Origin of the sequence: Bradyrhizobium manausense (assembly GCF_001440035.1) — a bacterium.
GTDB lineage: Bacteria > Pseudomonadota > Alphaproteobacteria > Rhizobiales > Xanthobacteraceae > Bradyrhizobium > Bradyrhizobium manausense.
On sequence record NZ_LJYG01000019.1, the window covers coordinates 1 to 17,723 of the forward strand.

Consider the following 17,723-nt stretch of genomic DNA (forward strand, 5'->3'; position numbering starts at 1 on the left):
GTCGAGGCAACCTGGCGGAAGGTTGGTGAACTCCTCGATCTCTTCTCCGAGGCGGAGTGCACCAACTACTTCAAAAACTTAGGCTATGTTTCCGTGTAAATACATCATGCTCTAGGCGTTCCGTCTAAGCAGGAGCGTCATCGTTATATGTCACGACGAGTCTAAGGCTGCAGGCGACGCCCGTTGCAACAATGAGGATGATTGCCATTCCGATCATGCCAATGTGAAAAGATCCCGTCCAATCCTTGAGGAAGCCGACCATGTACGGGCCGACGAAGGCCCCAAAGGCACCAATCGAATTGATGAACGCTATGCCACCAGCGGCAGCGGGCCCGGTGAGGAAACTCTGTGGGATCGTGTAAAGGACGGTCCGCGCCGAAATAGTGCCAATCAGCGCAAGCGTCATGCATATGAGCGCCGGTATGAACGAGGTGAACGCTACCGAAAAGACAAGTCCGATGGCGCCAAGCATCAGTGCGGCGACCAGATTGTAGATCTTTTGCCCCTTGCAATCGACAAGGCGCGCCCAGAACAACGAGCCTATTGTCACAAAGAAATAAGGCGCGGCCGAGAGCCAACCAATCTGCATGTTATTCAAGTTGTGGCTCTTTAAGATCAGAGGGAGCCAGATGCCTATCCCGTAGGAGGCGACCGTGAAAGCGAAGCTGATGCTTGTCAGCATCAGCACGCGGACATCCCTGATCGCGGCCCAGAGATCCGTTTTGACCTTGTCGTGTTTTTCCTTAGCGAGCTCGTCCAGTAGCGCGTCCCGTTCCGGGGGCGTCAACCACGAGGCCTTGACCGGCGTGTCGGCCAGCAGAACGAGGCATAAGCCTCCAAGCAAGCAGGCCGGAAGGCCTTCGATCAGGAACATCCATTGCCAGCCGGCTAGTCCCCACACTCCATCCATTCTCAATAATGAAGCCGATAGTGGATTGCCGATCAACGAGGACGCCGGCGTTGCCGTCATGAACCAGGCGAGGACGCCGGTCCGCGATTGCGCCGGAAACCAAATGGAAATGTACCAGATGACGCCAGGAAAAAACCCCGATTCGAAAACTCCCAGAAGAAGACGGATTGCGTAGAAGCTGTATGGTCCAACGGCGAACGCTGTCGCCGCGGCTGCAAGGCCCCAGGTTATCATGATGCGGGCGAGCCAGCGGCGCGCTCCCACGCGATACATCATCATGTTGCTAGGTACTTCGAGCAGGCAGTAGCTGAAGAAGAGGATCCCAGCCCCCCATCCGAATTGCGTGGCACTTAAGCCGATGGCTTCGTTCATCTGCAGCGCAGCGATGCCGACACTGGTCCGATCGAGGTTGTTGAAAAGATAGGCAACGCCCAACAGCGGCACGAGCCGCCGCGTGTTCTTGACGACAGCGCTCGCAACCAAGCCACACCTTTCCTTTTCGTCCGTATGACGCTGCGCAGCAACGGCGTCAACCAATTCGTTCTGCTCCTACAACTAATCGCTGACCAGCCGTCCATTTTTTCTGACGCTATGCCAGGATGTTAGGCTGAAACCTGGGAATCACGGCCCCAAGTGCCCGATCGTACATTTTCAACCATCGACGGCACTTTCTGCTATTGGTCCCACGTTCATGACTTGTCTAGACCCGTCATCGAACTAGCGAGCCATCGTCCGCCGCTTCCGATTGAGAGCGGCAAATGGGCTATCCGGGCTGTTTGTGTGGCGCAAGCCCAAGCATCGCTCGCGCTTCCACTGTGGTGGCAGGCTCGTACCCAAGTTCTCGGATAATTTTTACGGTCTTGTCGACCAGGCGCACGTTCGTGGCAAGCATGCCCGGTTCGAGGTAGAGATTGTCCTCCAGACCTACACGCACGTGGCCGCCCGCGAGCACCGCGTGAGTGGTTGCGGGCAGCTGTGCTCGACCGACCCCGCTAACGCAAAACATGGCTCCTTTGGGAAGATTGCCGATCAGCAAATCGAGGATCTGCGGACTGTACGGCAATGCGCCCTGAATTGCGCGATCGGCACCAAGAACGAAATTGATCCAATAGGGAGGCTTATCGAACCCCTGGTTGATGAGACGTATCGGATCTTGGAGAAGGTGGGAAAGTGAAAAGCATTCCCATTCGGGTTTGATGCCCGTTTCTTGGAATCGCTTTGCCATGATATCGCAGCGGCTCGGCGACGTGTTAACGACAACATCGCGGCCGCCAAAGCTGGCCAGAACGCTGTGAGCGTCAAATGTCGCCATGTCAGCGCCCGCCTCAAGACCTTTTAGGCGCTCTTCAAAAATAACCTCATCGAGACCGGCCTCCAGGGATCGGACCATGTCTCCATCAATGCCCCCGCCCGTGCTGTTGTTGATGATGATGCCGCATTTTGCCAGAATCCGGGAATTGATATCCTGATAAATTTCCGGATTACAGGTTGCGGCGTCGTCCGGCCTGCGCGCATGCAGCGCCACGATAGACGCCCCCGCACCGTAGCATCGATACACATCCTCCGCGATCTCGTTTGGCTGGGTCGGCAGGTGCGGGTTCTGCGATTTCTTCACCACCCCTCCCGTCGGAGCAATCGTGACAATGACTTTTCCGTTAAAACTCATACTGCGTCTCCTGTCATCGCCGACTTGGGTATTCATAGCGGGTCCTTACGTACCCGCTGAGGAACGACTTGAAACAAGTCGTAAGGGCCGCAAGTGTCGTCTTCAACAGGCTCCAGCCTCCAACACCTGGCATTCAGAACAGATCTGCTTATTGAGAACCGTCACGACTCAGCCGGGTGCTCGCGTTGGGGAACAGCAGCTCGCTCATGCGAATGAGTTCGCGAACCTTTCGAGCGGAAGGGTGCGCCTCAGCGCACCTTTTGTGTACGGTGCTAGGTCGTTCGCGACGATCCGTGCTCTCGTAGTCGAAGACAGCTGTCCAACTCGCTCCGACAGGTGGGCGTCGACGACGGCGTTGCGTGACCCCAGTCATGTCCTTCGACGGGTTAGATTTCGGCATACGCAATGCCGGTGAAGTTGCCCTGGGACCAGAGGAGATTGTATTTGCTCTTGCCATTAAGATTTGCGGTATAGATCGAACCGGCGAGGTCGGTAATGAACATCTGGTTGCCGGGAACGTCGAGTGCGATGCCGATTCCCTCCATGAGATGCGTGATCAGAATTTCCGGCTCCGTCTTTAGATCGACGCACGCGCGATTGACTGTGTTGCCACGCGGCGGATCACCGCGGTCTGTCCAATAGAGGACGCGGTTAGCCAGATCGAACTCAAGGTGAATCGGCTCCGGCAAGTCGTCGAACAGCACTTCTATGTCGGAGCGGTTTGCCGGACTCTCGCCGTTCGGGATGTCCATGTCCGCGCGGAAGATCCGGCCCTTGCCGGCATTGTCCGGACCTTTTTGCGTCCAGTAGATTTGGCGGCGATCGGTGTCGATGGTGATGCCGATGCACCATTTGGTCGGGTCGCGTCGGTCCAACTCACCGCGGCCTGCCTCGATGAGCGTCTCGATCTCGGAGCCGTCGAGATTGCACCGCATGACCCGCATTCCCTCCCGGTCAGACCAGTAGAGCTTGCCGCCTTTTTGATCGAGCTGAATCTGCTTCGGTGTGAAAGTGGCACCGCACGGGACGATGACCTTGCGAGCCGTTCCATCGATATCGACGCGCTCAATCGAGCCATCGTTAACGGCGACACCGGAACCCATGTTGGTCCAATAGATGTGGCCGGCGCTGACATCGATGGCGATTCCGTCAGGAAGTTGACAATTGGTGACGACAACTTTTCGATCGGAGCCGTCTGGCTTCATGGCTTGTATGCGGTTGGTACTCACCTCAAGAAAGAACAGCTGACGACCTACGAACTTTCGGCTGGGCGAACGTTTCGATTTGATCTCACTGGCGTCCGTCATGTTCTCTCTCAGGATGATGTGTCGCAAGTATCAAGTTGACAATTGCGTTTCAGGCTGCAGCGGATTCGACTCTCGTTTGTGGCGCGACGGGCAGGATGCGCTTTCGATCATCATGTGTTTGACACACTCTGCATTGTTCAACCCCTCGGGAAGAGCTGCATGGTATCGGTTAAGCAGTGGAGCAAGAGCCGGGCCATTGCCAAACGTTCATCCTATAAATTGTCGACCGAACTTTGCTGGGCCTTAGATCGAACTTGCAGTGGACTGTCTTTTTGGCTCCGCTCCGCGTCGGTTTCCGTGACGGTTGATCGGCCACGATAGCCATGTGTCCGTCCTCTCTATCAACTGCCAAGATTGGTAGGTGACTGTATCGCAGGACGGTCCATGAGCATTCCCTGGATAGACAGAATTCAATGTCGGCCCGGCTAACGACTTAGTCGTCCGAGTCAGGCGAACCGATGAAGCTCCGCCCCAGCCTCATCCCTCCTTCACCAAATGTCTGCGGGCAGAAGCGATACTGAAAGGAAGTGTGGGGGCGCCTTGTCCGCCCCCCCGCCGACAGCACTAAGAAGCGCGCTGATCCGCCGATGCGTATGCCTCCGCGGCACTCGCCAGAGCTGGCTCGAACATTCGACCTCGATAACCTGATCCAGTGGAACGCCAATTGCTGGAATATGAGGAAGAACGCCACCATCTCGATGGTCGAGGGGATACCAATGTCAAGCCCGAATTGGTTCTACTCTTTTCCATTCTTTGCCCCACCCAGCGGACCAGTGATCCAGGACATTGAAACTAATGTTGGCGCGCGACTCGATGGGGACGTGGTCAAGTTATGAGGAATTGATCCATGTCATCCACGACCACTACGATGACTGAGCAAGTCGTATCGAAGGGTAGCTGTTTATCTAACCCAGAATCCGAATGATGTCGCGGTCCTGTCGGTAAACGCCATCGCCGATCGCTGCGGCATCCATGCCTCGAGCTCAGTGCGTTTCGCCCAGTCACTTGGGGCCTGAAGGTTTCAAGGAGCTTCAAGAGTTATCTCAGCGGCGCCTGTCGACTATACATGCTCGCGACACGATGACTTTGCTAGCTTCTCGGAGGCCATCGACGCCCCGATGATGCCCTCCGACGCCAATTGAGCGATCTCGGTGTCGGAGAGCCTGAGAAATTCCGATAGTATCTCGCTGTTATGCTCTCCGAGCGTTGGTGCTGCTGTGCGGACCGCAAACGGCCCCGACCCGTCGCGGATCGGCATCGACGGCTGTGGATGCAAACCCACGAACGCGCGTTCCACCTCCTGTAAAAAGCCACGCGACCCGAGATGTGGGTCCCTGAGCAGATCAGTTGGCTGCCGGGCCACGCCGGCCGCAACTGCTTCGACATCGCCTGGTCGGCATTGCGGGTGAGAGTCCAGGTTTCAATGACCCTCTCTATCTCGTCCTCGATGCAGCGGCGGCCTTCTGCACATTGCAGCGCTCTGATCGCGGAGGGCGGCGCGCCGCAGCCATGTACAGCCTTATCACGGCAAAGATGAACGGCATCGACCTGCAGGCGTGGCTTACGGATATCCTCGCCCGGATCGCCGCCCATCTGGTTCATCGGCTGGACGAACTTCTGCCCTGGAATTGGACGCCAGCGGCAGCGATCTCCGCTCGCGCGGCATGACCACCCACGTCAACAAAATCCATTACGTCACCACCATCACCAAGGTCGCGAGGGACCTCGGCGAAGACGAAGATTGGCTGCGAGACGTTGCAAACGAAATGGAGATCGAGGACGGAGCCATCTGGGCCTTTGGCGTTGGCGAAGACGGCGTCCAGGCGTTCACCGACTTCGGCATCGAACGCCTCATCGAGCTCATCCAAGTCTATAAAGACAATCCCGAGTTGATCAAACGCTGGTCGACCGCATAATCCGCTCAAGCTCGCGGCCTACGCCGGCTTTCAATTACCCACAAATTCTTCTCCGACCATGGCGCCCAGCGCGATGTCGGTGAGGCGTGACAGCCCGCGCCACATGACCATATTGCCGGGCGGCGGATCGCTGGCGCGGGCGAGGTAACCGCCGAGACGGGCGATTTTGATCAGATAGTGCGAGAGCGTTTTCCGTCTTGCTTTTGGTTTATCTTTGACGAGGCGGTCGAGCACGCCGATTTCAGTCGCAGTCAACGCGAGGGTTGGTGGCGCGTCTGGGGCGGAACGGTTGAGCATCGTCATCCAGAAGAGCCGCCAACTCAGGATGCAAAAGAGCGAGATCAGATTGGTCAGACGCTGGGCGGTCCTGAGCTTCGACTCCTCAGCTTTGCAGCCCGATTTGAGGAGCTTGTGGAGCACCTCGATCTTCCATCTCACACCATACCATTCCAGCTTTTCAATGGCGTCGGTGCGGGAACCAACAGGCAGGTCGGTGTTCAGCTTCCAATCGATCTTCTCTCTGTTTTTCGGCGTTCCGCGCTCTTCGGCATGGATCACCGACAGGGTCAGAGCGGGATATCGCTTCTGCTTTCCAATCGGCGGCAGGACGCGCATCTTGCGATACCTGATCTCAAGAATGGCCTGGTCAGGATCGCCGTTGCTGTCTCTGACTTCGATGCGATGGAGCCCTTTGACGGCGACCTCGTCCATTTCGTCGGCGATCGTGTGATCGCCATCTCCAGCCAAGCGGTCGACGCAGGTCCTGATCAGGAAATGGGTTCCGATCTCCTGTGCTGCGCAGAAGAGCTCGTAGATGTCACTCTCGCGATCGCCAATATGGATGCATCGTCCCGGATGATCCAAGAGTTGCGTAGACTGCTTCAGATTTTCCAACCACCGGACGCTTTCCTTTTTCTCGATGGGAATCCGAGTCGGATTGATCTTCTTTTTAAGCGCTGCCGTCCCCTTGAATTTCTTGCGGGTCCAGAACTTAACGGCCGCCAACCCCAGCGGCCCCCCCTCGATTGTAACCGCGAGGCTCGAATGCATCAGGATGCCGCAAACCGTGTGCGATCTGAGGCGACCTGCCTTCCTCCCAGCCGTGACCGAGCCACTTTGCGAGCGATCAACTACCAACAATGACAATTGATCCAGATAACAGACGCGTGTCACTGATTGCCTGATAAGCGTCTGGCTGGAGCTTGCCGACATCCAGCAATAGCTCATTCAGAGATACAAACTTGCTTCGAGACAAGGACTTGCAATGCATTCGTCGCCACTGACGTCACACGCCCGGATCTCTGAAACCGCGCCTATCTGCTGTCCCGATATTGCTCAGATTATCAAGTGGCGCGACAGCTCCTATGCGGCCGATCTCTATATCGCCGCAGTCTCATGGCTTGATCTTTTTACTTACCTGGATGACCAGCCGGTAACGGAAGAGGAGCTGCGAGCTCATTTCGTTCTTCGCGAGCGGCCAACACGGACCATGCTTCGACTCTTTGAATCGTGGGGCCTCATCTCCAGACAATCCGGCCGACTGCATGCAACCCCGACAGCCGTTCGGTATCTGAGCGGAAATTCCCCGGACAACGTCGCGTCATACGTTGCAACGATGAAATATAAGTCCTCTGTGCGAGAACTTTATGAGATCCTGCGACAGGATGGTTCGGACACCTGGCACGTTGAGCGCGGCGTAACCAAGACCTGGGACGCCTTGATGCAATCGGACGAGTTCGCTGATCTGAACACACGCGGGATGGAGGAACGCGGGCGGATCTTTGCACCGCACCTTGCGGAGCTGCTTGATTGTACGAATGATACTTGCGTACTCGATGTAGGCGGTGGATCGGGGGTCTATTCCGCGCATTTGTTGCTGCGCTATTCCTCACTCTCGGCAACCATCCTTGAGCGCCCCCCCGTTGATCATCTTGCAAGGACGTGCCTGACGGACCGGAATCTATACCCGCGTCGCGCCAATGTCATAGCTGGCGATATGTTCATTGATCCTCTGCCTCGGAATGCTAGTCTCCACCTCTATTCGCACGTGCTTCACAATTGGGGACCAGAGAAGGTTCATCTACTCCTAAGCAAGTCTTTTGACAGCATTGCTTGCGATGGTCGGATAGCAATTTACGGCTGCCACCCTGATGATCGCGGAGGACGCCCATCCCCGGCAGCCGAAGCAGAATACTCCGTGCTCCTGACCACCGGATACGAAGGCTGCTGTTACAGCTTTGAGGACATGCGGGTCATGCTTGAGAGGACCGGCTTCCAGGAGATTGAATTCCACAAATCAATCTGCAATCGCAGCCTCATCGTTGCGAGAAAGATCGCCTGAAGCCAATGACTTTTCCGCTTTTCAGGAACGGCTCATTCCACGGCCGCGGCTCTCAATGAATCTCGTGAGCACGGCATGTCTATTCCAACCTATGTTCTCTTATCTAAGCTTCGGGCGGCCGGGTATTCGTTTTTCTCAGGGGTTCCTTGTTCCATCTTTGGTGATCTATTCGGCCTTGTCGCCGAAGCTTCAGGATTTCTGAGTGTGCCGGCGGCCAACGAAGGTAGCGCAGTTGCGCTAGTTGCTGGCGCGGCGCTCTCAGGTCGACGAGGGGTCGTTGCGCTTCAAAATTCTGGGCTCGGAAATATCATCAACCCACTGACATCTCTGTTGATGGTTAACAAAATTCCCATCTTGCTCCTGTTATCCGTTCGTGGCCACCCCGATGAACCTGCCGACGAGCCGCAACACACGATCATGGGCGCGAACACAAAAGCCCTCCTGAATCAGCTTTCTATTGAATGCTGTGACTTTGATGGGACCCTGTCCGGCCTGGATCACGCGCTCGCACAAGGCGACGCTGCATTTCATCGCTCAGCGCCGTTTGCATTGCTCTTTCGGACGGGTCAACTATCCGTGTGCTGCCCCGACAAAAGACAGGCTGATGCCGTTCAATATGGGGTCAGTGTCGGACAAGCCATTGAGTTGATCTACCAGCAGCTCGAGCCCGATACACTTATTGTCTCTACGACCGGATACATTTCTCGTGAGCTGTTCCGCGTCCGGGATCGTCCCACTAACTTCTACATGCAGGGCTCTCTTGGACATTGCAGCGCGGTTGCGGCAGGGGTTGCGCTGACTTCGCCCACCCGAACCATCCTGGCACTGGATGGAGACGGCAGCGCGCTGATGCACATGGGTATCCTATCGACTATCGGCTATGCCGCCCCCCAGAATTTCATTCATGTGGTGCTGGACAACGAAGGATACGTTTCGACGGGCGGTCAGTTGTCGACGTCACGAACGACATCTCTCGAGGCCGTTGCGTCCGCCTGCGGTTATCGAACGGCTACCCGCTGCGAGCGGGCCGAGCATATCACGACCGCCTTGCGACAGTGCGCCTGGCGCAGCGGCCCTCATTTCGTGGTCTGCAAGGTCAACCGCCTTCATCCTTCTCAGCTTGCGCGCGTCACAAGCCGATATTCTCCGCTTCAGAATAAGAACATGTTTCAGCGCGACATCGGCATCCGCGGCAGTGAGATAGCGACAAGCGACAAAATGGGTCTTGTCTCATAGTTCGATGGCCGACTGTGGGCTGATCTTCATCGCTCTGGTTTGAACGTAAACGAGCTTGTCAAAGAGGTGCTCCGACCCCCTACCGCGTCCGTTTCGAAGAAACGCGATCACAGTCGTGGATCTCACACCCAACGAGAACTACAGCATGTACGAAACCGATGAAGACTATCATCCAATGCTCATCGCAGGTATGCCCGCTCACTCGGACGCAACGATCGAAGTAAACAATCCATTCACGGGAATGCTTCTTGGCAGAGTCCCGCAGGGCAGACCGGAGCATGCACGCCAGGCATTTGAAGCAGCCGCGCGGATTTGCCCTCGGCTCACGCGTCGCGAACGAACGGATATCCTCCTTGGGACGGCGAGCGCCATTAGGAGAGATCGAGACCGGTTTGCTCGGCTTATCACATCGGAAACAGGGCTCTGCCTGAAGGACTCTTTGCATGAAACCGGGCGTGCATGCGACGTCTGGTCATTTGCTGCCCATATGCTAATCCAGAGTGACGGCGAGGTTTATCCATCTGACATTGGTGCAACACCGCACAACCGGCGTATCTTTTCCATGCGAACGCCCCTCGCCGGTGTGATCTCAGCTATCACCCCGTTTAACCATCCTCTTAATCTCGTCAGCCATAAGCTTGCGCCCGCGATTGCAACAAACAACCGCGTCGTCCTGAAGCCGTCTGAGCGAGCGCCGTTGACTGCGCTCGCGCTTGGCAGAATTCTGAACGAGCAAGGCCTGCCCGAGGGAATGCTTTCGATCCTGACAGGGGCACCCACCCCCTTGGGAGACGCCATGTTTACCGATCCATGTGCTGAGCTCGTCACATTTACTGGCTCCGTTCAAGTCGGGCACCATATTGCGGAACGAGCCGGCTACCGGAAGCTCATCTTGGAGCTCGGTGGGAACGACCCCATCATCGTACTTGAGGATGCCGAAGTCGATCGGGCAGCTTATTTGGCGGTTCAAGGAGCAACCAAGAACTCGGGTCAACGATGTACAGCCGTCAAGCGAGCGTTGGTGGTTGACTCCGTTGCCGACGAATTTGCCGAGAGGGCGCTGCATCACATGCTGACGCTTTCGATCGGCGATCCCAGCGATCCATCAGTTGACATCGGCACTGTCATAAGTCGAGAGGCTGCCCAGCTCATTGCTCGACGGGTTGCCGATGCCGTCGATGCTGGTGCTACCCTATTGCTCGGTAACCAGCCTACCGGCGCGTCCTATCCGCCGACCCTATTGGACCACGTCTCACCGACGTCTGAACTTGTTATTGAAGAAACATTCGGGCCGGTGCTGCCAATCATCCGTTGTCCTAATGATGTTGATCAGATCATAGCGATTGCGAACGCGACCCAGTTTGGACTTTCTGCTGGTGTGTGCTCCAACCGGCTTGATCATGTCACGAAGCTCATCGACGGTCTCGCGGTTGGTACTGTCAACGTGTGGGAGGTCCCCGGGTATCGCACCGAATTGACCCCATTCGGGGGAATCAAGCAGTCCGGACTCGGGCACAAAGAGGGCGTACTGGAGGCGATGCGGAGCTTCACGCAGTTGAAGACCTACTCGCTTCCCTGGTCAGTCTAGGCCAGCCACTCTCTTCCGCTTGAGTATCATGGCGATCCGGCTGGGGCGGCAGCAGTAGCCCTTGCAAATGATTGCGATCTCCTGAGCTCTCCACGGGGGACCGGCTCGAAATTCTAGCTGCCGCGCTCGAGCATTTGTATCCCGCGAAGTCGGCCTACTAAGCCCGACGTAGCGTTTTCATGCAGTTCAGCACCCACCTCGGTCGAGCCCCCTCACGAGTGGCTTTCGCGGATGCGATTTCCACGTCTAGCAGGGAGACGTATTGCCTTGATTTTCTAAAGACACTTCAACGGTTTCGAAGAACGATTTTACGCCGCGTAGCCGTCTTTTATCCGATGTCGTGACAATATATGTTTTGAAGTCAGTACAGAGTTCGTCGACTGTTTTATAGACGAGCTCCTCTGCTGGAAATACGCTGTCCTCAAGAAGGACGCCGATTCCTACTCCGTGCAGAACGGCCTCCTTCAGAACAGGATAAGTCGCAATTTTGATAATATTGGGCATAGTTGTACTGTTCTCAAGGCAAGCTTTTTCCACTTCGCGGAGCGTCAGCGAACCATCCTCGGTTAGAATGATTCTCTCTTGGGCAAGTTCGGCAAGAGTGAGTGTCGGTCTGCAGGCGAGTCGATGCTCGCGCCGCATGAGGGCCATAAGCCGAGTCTTGCTTAGCTGCACGTGGAATAGGTTGGCAATGTCATCAGGCTCAGTGATGATAGCAATATCCACATCACGCGCTTCAAGCCGTTGCTTAGCAAGCTCCCAGGGCACCAGGCAGAACGTGATTCTGACTGCGGGAAAATGCCGGTTGAACTCGGAAATAAGTGGCATTGCCGGGCGCGGGGCGTTCGCGATCACCGTTAGATGTCCGGCCGATAGGTCACTGTAGGCATTAATCTTCTCCGCGACGAGCTGCTCGAGGACTCGAACGCGATCAGTTAGTGCAAACAGTTCCTGGGCCGGTTTTGTCGGCTCGAGCCCACTGCGATGACGGATAAAGAGCGTCGTCCCCATATGTTGCTCAAGCTTGGCAAGTTGCTGGGTGACGGCCGATTGGGTGACACCGAGGACGGCTGCGGCATCTGAAACGCTTCTCTGCCGGAAGACCTCTGTAAAGGCCGCAATCTGGTGAGAACTGATTTTCATGCCTTCGACGTCTGCTCCTCATATTGCCGTAGTTTCGCATTCCGCAGCGGGTTCAAGGCTTTTCGCCCCGGCCTTCTGGCTCGGTTGTACGTACTGAGCGGCCTAAACGCGATCAAAACGCCGCAGGCTCAGAGAGTGAGGCACGCGGCCTTGGCGTTCTTCTCGATATGCTTGCTGATCACCGCTTTGTCTCGACCGACGATCGAAACAACTTACTGTCGCGACGCCCTACCCCATATCGCCCTTCCCCAAGCATGCATTCAAGATCGCGAATCGACGAAAGACGCAAGTTACTACCTCAACTGGCGGTAGAACCTCCTGCTTCGTAGTTGAAAATGAACATCACACGGTATCCGAAATGTCAAACTTCTGCTGCGTCTTGAGGCCGAGCCTGGCGCGTACTCGCTAGCATAGGCAAACAAGGGCTCCTGCGCTTGGAGAGCGTTTTCTGTGCGCGACTGAACACACGACTTTGATTTTCCGCCAGTTGCGCGCTGTTTTTTCACAATTCATCTCGACCATTCAACTTGGTTGCTGGATACGTTTCTCAGCAAGACCAGCAAGATGTGACATAATTTACTGCGCGAATTGAGGCTGTCGTGCAGAATAAAATCGGCACCGGCGAAAGACGCGCTGATTGGATGCCAGCTTATTTAATTGCAGCAATACTTCAACTATTAGCAGAGCTAATAATAAGACATTTCTACGTCAACTGCGCTTGCTACGCCTCGTCTCCGGAAGCAGGCCACAAACCACTATCAACCAGGCCTATCGGGAGCGCAGCGCTCACGCACAACGAAATCAGGCTTTCGAGGAGGTGATCCTCTCCCCATCGAAAGAGAGGGGGCCGACCTCGTACGAATTAATGGAAGAGGCGAATGAAAATAAGCACCGACCGTATCCTCACGACCCACGTCGGCAGTTTGCCGAGGCCCTCTGCATTGGAGGAGATGCTCCTGGCAAAAGAGAAGAGCGAACTGGACGCTGACCGCAATCCGTTGCTGGCCGCCTCCGTCAGTTTGGCCGTCCTCGACATCGTAAAAAAGCAATCGATCATTGGGCTTTCGGTTATCGATGATGGCGAGATGAGCAAATACGCCTATTCGACCTATGCGCGCGAGCGCATGACGGGTCTGACGGGCGTTGATCAGCCGCTTGCCTTGTCCGAACTGGCGGATTTTTCGAATTTCGCGAAGCGGGTCAATCTAGATATCAAGACGCCTGCGTGCGTGGGACCTATCGCGTACCAAGGCGAGGCGGCGGTGGCCACGGATATCGCCAACCTCAAAGCGGCACTGGATATGGTTCCTGTTGAGGAAGCGTTCATGAACGCCTCGTCTCCGGGAATTATGGCTCACTACATGCCAAACAAATATTATCCCTCGCAGGAGGCCTATCTCTATGCTTTGGCCGACGCGATGAAGACGGAATATGACGTCATCGCTGCATCTGGCATTCTCTTGCAGATCGACTGCCCTGATCTGGCGCTTGGACGCCATTTTCGGGCGAAGCCGATGGATGTCGCGGAGTTTCGCAAGGAAATTGCGCTTCACGTCGAGGTCCTTAATCATGCCCTGCGCGACATTCCCGCCGATCGGATGCGACTGCATCTGTGTTGGGGCAATTACGAATCGCCACACCATCACGATATCGATCTCCACGAGATCTTCGATATCATCATCAAGGCGCGGCCGATGGCACTTCTGCTGGAGGCGGCGAATCCACGTCACTCGCACGAATGGAGTCTATTTAAACAGACGCGGCTTCCCGACGACAAGATTCTCGTTCCGGGTGTCATCGATACCTGCACGAACTACATCGAACATCCCGAGGTGGTCGCCCAGCGCATCGAACAATACGCCAATTTGGTCGGACGGGAGCGAGTGATCGCCGGCACCGACTGCGGCTTTGCCAGCTTTGCAACGTTCCACACTGTTGATCCGGACATCGCTTGGCGCAAGCTCGAGTCGCTCGTGCAGGGCGCCGAGATTGCATCTCGCCGGCTCTGGAACGCGAACGCCAGGCCCTCCGTTCAAGCCGTTGCTTCCTGACAAGTAGCCCGCAATGATGAAAATCATTCAAATCACCGACCTTCACCTGGTCCCAGCTGGCGATCGCTTGTTCGACAACGATCCTGGCGAGCGCCTGACCGCCTGCCTGGCCGATATCGCCAGGCAGCATGCAGATGCGGAGCTCTGCGTCATCACCGGTGATCTTGCTCATCATGGCGAAGAAAGCGCCTACGTTCGCCTGCGCGAGGCACTAAAGGTCCTGCCTATGCCGGTGCGGCTCTTAATGGGAAATCATGACAATCGCGCCCATTTCCGGAGCGTGTTTCCCGAGGTTCCCGCCGACGATTTCGGCTTCATTCAATCCGCGCTCGACACGGCGGCGGGACGCTTTCTCTTCCTCGACACAAAGCAAACCGACCGCCACGCCGGCCTCTACTGTGAGCAGCGCCAGACATGGTTGCGCTCGCGTCTGGGAGAGTCGCAAGGCAGCCCTGTATATCTCTTCATGCACCACCCGCCGCTTCCAGTTCACTTCCGGCCGGCTGACGACATCATGCTGGACGATGCTGCAAGATTTGGACAGCTTCTCAGCGGATACTCCATCCGCCATTTGTTCTTCGGGCATGTGCATCGCCCAATCGCCGGAAGCTGGCAGAACATTCCCTTTTCCACCTTGCGGGGGCTCAATCACCAATTGTGGCTCGATTTCGGTCACGAGCGAGGGATTCCTTGCAGCATGGAGCCGCCAGCCTATGCGATCGCGTTCCTGAACTCGGACGCGGTGGTGATCCACACCCACGACTTTCTCGATACAAGCGCAAAGTACCTATACGAGCCTGACCTGCCCGTCGAACGTCAAGTCGTTTCAATGGCGCGGCGAAGATAATCCAGAACCCACTCGCGACGAGGGCCCGCTTCCCACCGACGACCATCACGCCTGCCCGTTCCTCGTCTAGCCACCGCAGTTGCACGCTGCGTTGGACTCTTATTTGCGAGCCCTGAAGGAGGATCCTCATGAATTTGTGGCGTCGCACGTTGCTCTGTTCTTCCGCCGCACTATCAGCCGCGTCCGTTTTTGGTTCACGGGCCGGCGCCGCGTCGGCGGCCTCAGTCACAGTAGCCATCGCCTCACTCTACGATCTATCCGGACCGTTCGATGTCTATGGCGCCCCATCTAACATGTGCACGGAATTCGCGGTCAAGGAATTAAACGCGGCAGGAGGATTGCTTAGCAAACAAATCGTCCTGAAGGCCTACGACTGCCAGTCCCACATCAAAAAAGGTCTGCAATACGCGCAGCAGGCGGCGCTCCGCAACGCCGTGATGGCGGTGGGCGCCTTGACCGGAGCTGCCCGAGAGGCGACGCGACCGGTTCTGCGCAAATACAAGGTGCCGTACTTCTATGGTTCGAGCTATGAAGGTGATGCCTGCGAACAGAACATCTTCTGCTGCAACACCGAAGGAAACCAGCAGGTCGTTCTGCTGGTCGAGCGGTCGTTCAAAACTCTCGGTAACAAGCTCTATTACATCGCTTCCGATTACAACGCGCCGCGCACATTCGGAGCCAGGAATCAGGTGATGGCAAAGCGCGAAGGCGGCAAGGCGCTTGCGGACGACTACTATCCCCTCGATGTTACGGATTTCACTGCGGCAATCGCCAAGATCCGGGCGGCAAAGCCTGATTTCATCCATTCCTTTCTGGTTAGTGGCTCGTCAACGTCCTTCTACCGCCAATGGGCCGCAGCGGGGATGTTGAAGAAAAATCCCCTCATCTCGATCATATTCGGTGGCGGGCAAGAGCACGAGATTCTGGCGCCTGAGGAGATCAATGGCATCTACGCAGTCTACAACTCTTTCGAGGAGCTCGATACGCCGCGAAACAAAGCCTGGCGCGCTTTTCTCAAGCGATGGGTCAAAGTCATGCATACATCAATGGCGAGGCGATCGGTGGACACAATACAGTCATGTCGTGGGGCTGAGGCCGTCAATCGCGCGAACAGCTTTGATCGCGACGCAGTCATGAAGGCTTGGGGAACCGGCATCACTTGGGAAGGGCCCGGCGGGAAAATGGTTACCGACGGGGCCACCCACCACACGACCCAGGACGTGCGCATTATCAGGGTCGAAAACCGAGTCTGGAGCCTCGTTGCAACCAAGGAACAGATCCAGCCGGACAGTTATGGGGACGGGTGCGACTTCTTTGCCCAACCTGACCTGACCGAATTCTTGATGCCACAGATGTAGGCGGCTGCGCTCCCAACGCTGCGTCTTTCAAGCGGCGCCGCAGACTCATTTTCTTACTGTTTCGCCGTCGTCACTCGACAGGAGAGCACGCCTCTTCTCTCGAGCAATCAAAGGAGAATTCTGGTGAAACTATCCCGTCGCTCGTTTCTCGGCACTTCGGCAGCGCTTTCTGCTGCATCCATCGCCGGCTCTTTTGCCGGAGGCGCGTGGGCCGCATCCGACAGCGTCGCTATTGCTTCGCTCCATGATTTGTCGGGGCCGCTAGATATTTATGGCGTACCCTCGAATTTGTGCATGAAAGTCGCCGTCGAGGAAATCAACGCCGCTGGCGGCCTGCTCGGCAAAAAGGTCGAGCTAAAGGTTTATGACGGCCAGTCCGACATTAACAAGTACCCGCAATACGCGCAGAAGGCGGCGCTGACCGATCGGGTCGTCATGGTACAAGGGGCGCTCAGCGGCGCCGCGCGCGAGGCGACGCGCCCCGTTCTGCGCAAGTACAAGATACCTTTTATCTACGGCTCGTTCTACGAAGGCGGGCTCTGCGAGAAGAATACATTCTGCGTCAACACGGGCGGTAATCAGCAGGTTGTTCCTCTGCTCGAATGGACATTCAAGAATCTCGGAAAGAAGCTCTATTATATTGCGTCGGACTATAACGCCCCCCGCAATTTCGGGATCTGGAATCACGTAATGGCCAAGCGCGAAGGCGGCCAGGTGTTAGCCGATGATTACTATCCCCTCGATGTCACGGATTTCACCGCGGCCATTACAAAGATACAGGCCGCCAAACCGGATGTCGTGCATTCCTGCCTCGTTGGCGGTCCGGCCATGTCGTTCTACCGCCAATGGGCAGCGGCCGGAATGCTAAAAAAGATTCCGATCATCTCGATCGTGTTTGCCGCTGGCAATGAGCACGAGGTTCTTGCTCCGGAGGAAACGGACGGCACGATCGTCGCTTACAACTACTTCCAAGAACTCGATACGCCGAAGAACAAGGAATTTCTGGCCAAGGTGGAAGCCGTTGCCGGCAAGAACCACCCCTATATCAATGGCGAGGTGTTCGGCGGCTATAGCGGCGTCATGCTCTGGGCCGAAGCGGTCAAGCTTGCCGGCAGCTTCGAGCGGGAGGCGGTTCTGGCTGCCCTCGAAAGCGGCATCCGCTGGGAGGGTCCGGCCGGCGTCATGACCACGAACGGCCCCAGCCACAACACGACCCAAGACGTTCACATCATCAAGGTCGAGAACCGCGTCTGGAGCCTGATCGACAAGAAGGAGCAGATTCCGCCGGATACGTATGGTGGCAAATGCAACGTCTTCACCAATCCCAACCAGACGGATTTTCTGATGCCGAACTAGGCGG

General features: G+C 56.4%; 15 protein-coding genes and 1 pseudogene. 10 read left to right on the forward strand and 6 right to left on the reverse strand.

Annotated features, from left to right (window positions below):
• Positions 1–124: 124 nt before the first annotated feature.
• The 3 genes from AOQ71_RS03965 to AOQ71_RS03975 form a co-directional block, all read right to left on the reverse strand.
• Positions 125–1,447: an MFS transporter gene (locus tag AOQ71_RS03965; protein WP_083513919.1), complete on the reverse strand. Its 1,323-nt coding sequence runs from the start codon at positions 1,445–1,447 to the stop codon at positions 125–127.
• A gap of 226 nt (positions 1,448–1,673) precedes the next feature.
• Positions 1,674–2,576: a beta-keto acid cleavage family enzyme gene (locus AOQ71_RS03970; RefSeq protein ID WP_057742268.1), complete on the reverse strand. Its 903-nt coding sequence runs from the start codon at positions 2,574–2,576 to the stop codon at positions 1,674–1,676.
• Between the two features lie 386 nt (positions 2,577–2,962).
• Entirely contained in the window at positions 2,963–3,883 is a 921-nt protein-coding gene (locus tag AOQ71_RS03975) for a hypothetical protein (protein ID WP_057742104.1), read from the reverse strand.
• 872 nt (positions 3,884–4,755) lie between these two features.
• On the opposite strand from AOQ71_RS03975, the gene AOQ71_RS47135 reads away from it, so the two are divergent.
• Entirely contained in the window at positions 4,756–4,899 is a 144-nt protein-coding gene (locus AOQ71_RS47135) for a hypothetical protein (RefSeq protein WP_245316693.1), read from the forward strand.
• Between the two features lie 44 nt (positions 4,900–4,943).
• Here the strand turns inward: AOQ71_RS47135 and AOQ71_RS47140 are convergent, their stop codons facing one another.
• Positions 4,944–5,246 carry a CoA transferase gene (locus AOQ71_RS47140; RefSeq protein ID WP_245316688.1) on the reverse strand — a complete coding sequence of 101 codons (303 nt, stop codon included), beginning with the start codon at positions 5,244–5,246 and terminating at the stop codon, positions 4,944–4,946.
• Positions 5,247–5,362: 116 nt separating this feature from the next.
• Between AOQ71_RS47140 and AOQ71_RS47145 the strand changes: the two are divergent.
• Both AOQ71_RS47145 and AOQ71_RS03995 read left to right on the forward strand, forming a co-directional pair.
• Positions 5,363–5,551: pseudogene (locus AOQ71_RS47145) on the forward strand (transposase domain-containing protein); the annotation flags it as partial.
• The gene (locus tag AOQ71_RS03995; protein ID WP_057742120.1) at positions 5,548–5,799 is read left to right on the forward strand and encodes a hypothetical protein; all 252 of its coding nucleotides are present in this window, start codon (positions 5,548–5,550) and stop codon (positions 5,797–5,799) included. The pseudogene AOQ71_RS47145 and the gene AOQ71_RS03995, both read left to right, overlap by 4 nt.
• Before the next feature lie 30 nt (positions 5,800–5,829).
• On the opposite strand, the gene AOQ71_RS04000 is transcribed toward AOQ71_RS03995, so the two are convergent.
• Positions 5,830–7,011 (reverse strand): IS4 family transposase, encoded by a 1,182-nt coding sequence (locus AOQ71_RS04000; protein ID WP_245316691.1) that lies wholly within the window; start codon positions 7,009–7,011, stop codon positions 5,830–5,832.
• Between the two features lie 52 nt (positions 7,012–7,063).
• Here AOQ71_RS04000 and AOQ71_RS04005 point away from each other — a divergent pair, with 52 nt between their 5' ends.
• The 3 genes from AOQ71_RS04005 (at position 7,064) to phnY (ending at position 10,964) form a co-directional block, all read left to right on the forward strand.
• Complete coding sequence (locus tag AOQ71_RS04005) at positions 7,064–8,140, forward strand: methyltransferase (RefSeq protein ID WP_057742125.1); 1,077 nt, start codon at positions 7,064–7,066, stop codon at positions 8,138–8,140.
• Between the two features lie 75 nt (positions 8,141–8,215).
• Entirely contained in the window at positions 8,216–9,376 is a 1,161-nt protein-coding gene (gene aepY, locus AOQ71_RS04010) for a phosphonopyruvate decarboxylase (RefSeq protein WP_063958179.1), read from the forward strand.
• Between the two features lie 145 nt (positions 9,377–9,521).
• Positions 9,522–10,964: a phosphonoacetaldehyde dehydrogenase gene (phnY, locus tag AOQ71_RS04015; protein WP_057742128.1), complete on the forward strand. Its 1,443-nt coding sequence runs from the start codon at positions 9,522–9,524 to the stop codon at positions 10,962–10,964.
• A gap of 246 nt (positions 10,965–11,210) precedes the next feature.
• On the opposite strand, the gene AOQ71_RS04020 is transcribed toward phnY, so the two are convergent.
• On the reverse strand, positions 11,211–12,107 hold the full coding sequence (locus tag AOQ71_RS04020; protein ID WP_057742131.1) for a LysR family transcriptional regulator: 897 nt from the start codon (positions 12,105–12,107) through the stop codon (positions 11,211–11,213).
• A gap of 878 nt (positions 12,108–12,985) precedes the next feature.
• Here AOQ71_RS04020 and AOQ71_RS04025 point away from each other — a divergent pair.
• The 4 genes from AOQ71_RS04025 to AOQ71_RS04040 all read left to right on the forward strand — a co-directional run bounded on the left by AOQ71_RS04025 (position 12,986) and on the right by AOQ71_RS04040 (position 17,719).
• On the forward strand, positions 12,986–14,158 hold the full coding sequence (locus tag AOQ71_RS04025; RefSeq protein ID WP_057742136.1) for a cobalamin-independent methionine synthase II family protein: 1,173 nt from the start codon (positions 12,986–12,988) through the stop codon (positions 14,156–14,158).
• A 13-nt stretch (positions 14,159–14,171) separates the two neighbouring features.
• Positions 14,172–15,005 (forward strand): phosphodiesterase, encoded by an 834-nt coding sequence (locus AOQ71_RS04030; RefSeq protein WP_057742139.1) that lies wholly within the window; start codon positions 14,172–14,174, stop codon positions 15,003–15,005.
• 128 nt (positions 15,006–15,133) lie between these two features.
• A complete protein-coding gene (locus tag AOQ71_RS04035; RefSeq protein WP_063958180.1) occupies positions 15,134–16,363 on the forward strand; it encodes an ABC transporter substrate-binding protein in 1,230 nt (409 codons plus the stop codon).
• 123 nt (positions 16,364–16,486) lie between these two features.
• On the forward strand, positions 16,487–17,719 hold the full coding sequence (locus AOQ71_RS04040; protein WP_063958181.1) for an urea ABC transporter substrate-binding protein: 1,233 nt from the start codon (positions 16,487–16,489) through the stop codon (positions 17,717–17,719).
• The last annotated feature ends 4 nt before the right edge of the window (positions 17,720–17,723 follow it).

What these genes read in the sequence shown, in the direction of transcription:
- AOQ71_RS03970 (WP_057742268.1), bottom strand. Translation starts at nt 2,576, where the DNA reads ATGAGTTTTAACGGAAAAGTCATTGTCACGATTGCTCCGACGGGAGGG.
- phnY (WP_057742128.1), top strand. Translation starts at nt 9,522, where the DNA reads ATGTACGAAACCGATGAAGACTATCATCCAATGCTCATCGCAGGTATG.
- AOQ71_RS04030 (WP_057742139.1), top strand. Translation starts at nt 14,172, where the DNA reads ATGATGAAAATCATTCAAATCACCGACCTTCACCTGGTCCCAGCTGGC.
- AOQ71_RS04025 (WP_057742136.1), top strand. Translation starts at nt 12,986, where the DNA reads ATGAAAATAAGCACCGACCGTATCCTCACGACCCACGTCGGCAGTTTG.
- aepY (WP_063958179.1), top strand. Translation starts at nt 8,216, where the DNA reads ATGTCTATTCCAACCTATGTTCTCTTATCTAAGCTTCGGGCGGCCGGG.
- AOQ71_RS04000 (WP_245316691.1), bottom strand. Translation starts at nt 7,011, where the DNA reads ATGTCGGCAAGCTCCAGCCAGACGCTTATCAGGCAATCAGTGACACGC.
- AOQ71_RS03975 (WP_057742104.1), bottom strand. Translation starts at nt 3,883, where the DNA reads ATGACGGACGCCAGTGAGATCAAATCGAAACGTTCGCCCAGCCGAAAG.
- AOQ71_RS04005 (WP_057742125.1), top strand. Translation starts at nt 7,064, where the DNA reads ATGCATTCGTCGCCACTGACGTCACACGCCCGGATCTCTGAAACCGCG.
- AOQ71_RS04020 (WP_057742131.1), bottom strand. Translation starts at nt 12,107, where the DNA reads ATGAAAATCAGTTCTCACCAGATTGCGGCCTTTACAGAGGTCTTCCGG.
- AOQ71_RS04035 (WP_063958180.1), top strand. Translation starts at nt 15,134, where the DNA reads ATGAATTTGTGGCGTCGCACGTTGCTCTGTTCTTCCGCCGCACTATCA.
- AOQ71_RS03995 (WP_057742120.1), top strand. Translation starts at nt 5,548, where the DNA reads ATGACCACCCACGTCAACAAAATCCATTACGTCACCACCATCACCAAG.